At 60.4% G+C, this 2,870-nt stretch carries 5 protein-coding genes; all 5 read left to right on the forward strand.

What is annotated here, in order from left to right; translation table 11 throughout:
- Window positions 1-1,025: calcium-binding protein (locus AAAB16_RS00235; RefSeq protein ID WP_369335434.1), on the forward strand; the 1,025-nt coding region annotated here is incomplete at its 5' end.
- A gap of 99 nt (window positions 1,026-1,124) precedes the next feature.
- Complete coding sequence (locus AAAB16_RS00240) at window positions 1,125-1,679, forward strand: hypothetical protein (protein WP_340661516.1); 555 nt, start codon at window positions 1,125-1,127, stop codon at window positions 1,677-1,679.
- 12 nt (window positions 1,680-1,691) lie between these two features.
- The gene (locus AAAB16_RS00245) at window positions 1,692-2,267 is read left to right on the forward strand and encodes a sigma-70 family RNA polymerase sigma factor (protein WP_340661517.1); all 576 of its coding nucleotides are present in this window, start codon (window positions 1,692-1,694) and stop codon (window positions 2,265-2,267) included.
- Window positions 2,264-2,563: a hypothetical protein gene (locus tag AAAB16_RS00250; RefSeq protein ID WP_340661518.1), complete on the forward strand. Its 300-nt coding sequence runs from the start codon at window positions 2,264-2,266 to the stop codon at window positions 2,561-2,563. Before AAAB16_RS00245 ends, AAAB16_RS00250 begins: the two co-directional genes overlap by 4 nt.
- Window positions 2,560-2,870 (forward strand): periplasmic heavy metal sensor (locus AAAB16_RS00255; protein ID WP_340661519.1); only part of this gene is annotated, 311 nt, incomplete at its 3' end. The genes AAAB16_RS00250 and AAAB16_RS00255, both read left to right, overlap by 4 nt.

Here is a 2,870-nt window from a genome sequence, read left to right on the forward strand (position 1 = left end):
CCCAAGCCGACCGCCCCACCACCGAGGGCGATGTATTAAAAGTCGCCATCGACAATAACTGGGCCTTTATCGATCCGGCTCAGCCGAGCTACAAACGCGGGGGTTCGAACTTTGTTCAGCAGCAATCCATCCTCAGCAGCTACGGCATTCGCAACGACCTGATTGCCGGCTATAACGAAGCCGGCACAGCGAATTTGATTCGCAGCGGACGTGGGGTGATGCAGGCGGTTAATGCTGGGGTGCTGTGGGACGATCCGGCCTATAACGACAATGGCGCCATCAACCATATGGTCACCATCACTGGCGTGGCCTTTAGCGATATGGGCGAGTTGCTGGGCTTTTATATCGCCGACTCGGGCCGGCAAAAGGTCAGCGATATGACCCGTTTTGTGGGTATTGAGCGTTTCCGCCAGGCCGCCAATGTGGCCGGCGCCTATGCCATCTACACCCTGGAGCCGCTGAAGCTATGGAACGAGGACATCAACGCCACCGGCAATGATCTGGATAACCTATTGGTCGGCAACCGTGGCGATAACGTCTTAACCGGCGGTGCCGGCAATGACGTATTGGAAGGCCAGGGCGGCAATGATGTGCTTGATGGCGGCACCGGCGACGACATTCTTAACGGCGGCGACGGCAACAACACCTACGTGTTTGGCCGCGGTTACGGGCACGACACCATCACCCCCATAGTCAGCAAAGAGCAGGCGTGGCTTGACCGTAACTACGTGATTTTCCGTGAGGCGATTGATGCCAAAGACCTCTGGTTTAGCCGTTCGGCCAATAACCTGGATGTGAGCATTAGCGGCACAGACGACAAGCTCACCGTTAGCGACTGGTTTAGCGACCCGAGCAAACAAAACCTCACCTTTGAAACCTACGCTGGCGAAGCAATTGACGCCGCACGACTCAACCGTTTGATCGAAGCCATGGCCGCCTTTGCCCCGCAGAGCTCGGCCAGCAGCAGCCCACCGCTCAACTACCGGGAGGCGTTGGAATCGGTGATTGCGGCGAGTTGGGGCTAGTTCTGCAAGACCAGGCGCAAAGCGTTAAAAGAAATTCGCAGGGGTTATTCCGTCTCCTGCGTATAAGCCTCGACCCTGCCCAACCCGTCGAGGCTTTCTATGCGTCGTTTAATGCTTACCACCCTGCCCGCTTTGCTGTGTCTGTCTCTGCTGTTCACTACCGCCATTCAAGCCGCTGAGCGTCAGCGCGCGGGTGGGTTTGCCACCGGCCGTGGCCATAGCGGTAGCTATCAAACGACGGTCAGCGGGCAGCGCGGCGCTGGGTTAAATCGCCAGCAAACGCTTACCGGCGCCAATGGCAAAACGGCTAGCCGTTCCAGCACCACTCAGTACGACAACGCGAGCGGCCAGTTCAATCGTTCCACCACCGGCGTTAACGGCAATACGCGCACGGTGCAAGGCGCCCATACCGATGGCCAGAATAGCGGCACCTATACCGGCGCCAACGGCAATACCGGCACCTTTAACCAGCAAACCAGCCATGCCGATGGCTCGGCGAGCCGGCAAACCGAGGTGACGACAGCTAACGGCAAAACCCTCGGCCGGGATGCCAGTTACAGCTATGACCAAGACAGCAACACGCTAAACCGCAGCGTTACCGGTAGCCAAGGCAATACCCGTTCGGGCAGCATCACCGTGACCCCGAACCCTTAAGGCGCCGCCGCAATGACGCCCACTGACGAGCAGTTGATGACCGCTATCGCCACCGGCGATCAGCGTGCATTTGCCACGTTGGTGACGCGTCATCTGCCGCGTGCGTATGCCATCGCCCGACGCTTTTTTGCCCAGCGAGCCGATGCTGAGGATATTGCCCAGGAAGCCTTTACCCGGGTCTGGACCCATGCCGCTGTCTGGCAGCCAGGCCGGGCGCAGTTCACCACCTGGTTGCAGCGCATTGTGGTCAATCTGTGTCTGGATGATCTGCGTCGGCACAAACACCGCGCCGAACAGGACATCGACAGCCTGCTGGAAGAGCTGCTCGATCCCACTGCCGACACCGCTGGCGCCGTGGCACAGGCCCGCGAAGCGGCCGAGATACAGCGGGTGGTGCAACGGCTGCCGGAAAAACAGCGCATGGCTGTGCTGCTCTGTTACTTCGATGAACACAGCAACCCGCAAGCGGCAGCACTGATGGGAATTCACAGCAAAGCGTTGGAAGGTCTGCTCGGCCGCGCCCGCGAACAACTGCGCCGCTGGCTGCCGAAAAGCCTGAGCCCACGCCATGAGGAGAAACAGCGATGAACGACGACGATCTGCGTCGGCACCTGGCCGGTCAGCCACGCCCGCGCCCGCCGCACGACTTGGCTGCACGCATCGTCCAGGCCGCCACCGCCCAGCCGCAACGCCTGCCCTGGTACCGCGGCGTGCAGCGCGCGTTGGAACAGTGGCGTTATGGCTGGCCGGTGAAAGTTGCCAGCCTGGCCTTGTGCGCGGTGCTGGGTGTTTGGGCTGGGCACTGGACGGCACCTGCGGCCGACGATGATTTGCAAATTGCTGCCCACGCCATGGGCGGCCTGTTATGGGCAGATGAGTTATGAATAAAACCTGGCTATTAAGCGGCGCCCTGCTGCTCTCCCTTGGCGCCAACGCTTTTCTCGGTGGCTGGTTGCTGAACCGGCCCAGCGCCGGGCCCTTAGCTGAAATGGGGCAAAGCCAACCAGTGCGCGAACTGCTCGGCAAGGTGCTGCGTTTGCCCAAGGAACAGCGCCAAGAGGTACGAGCGGTGATAGGCCAACACGCGCCCGGCCTGCGCGAACTGGCGGCGCAGGCAAAAAGTAATCGGCAGGTGATGCTGGCACAGCTAAGTGCCGACAATATCGACCAACAGCAGGTACAGGACAGCTT

It is taken from the genome of Pseudomonas sp., assembly GCF_037994325.1.
In the GTDB taxonomy this organism is placed as follows: domain Bacteria; phylum Pseudomonadota; class Gammaproteobacteria; order Pseudomonadales; family Pseudomonadaceae; genus Aquipseudomonas.

Bases quoted from the DNA above. Each gene is read 5' to 3' on its own strand.
- AAAB16_RS00240 (WP_340661516.1), top strand. From the start codon at position 1,125: ATGCGTCGTTTAATGCTTACCACCCTGCCCGCTTTGCTGTGTCTGTCT.
- AAAB16_RS00245 (WP_340661517.1), top strand. From the start codon at position 1,692: ATGACGCCCACTGACGAGCAGTTGATGACCGCTATCGCCACCGGCGAT.
- AAAB16_RS00250 (WP_340661518.1), top strand. From the start codon at position 2,264: ATGAACGACGACGATCTGCGTCGGCACCTGGCCGGTCAGCCACGCCCG.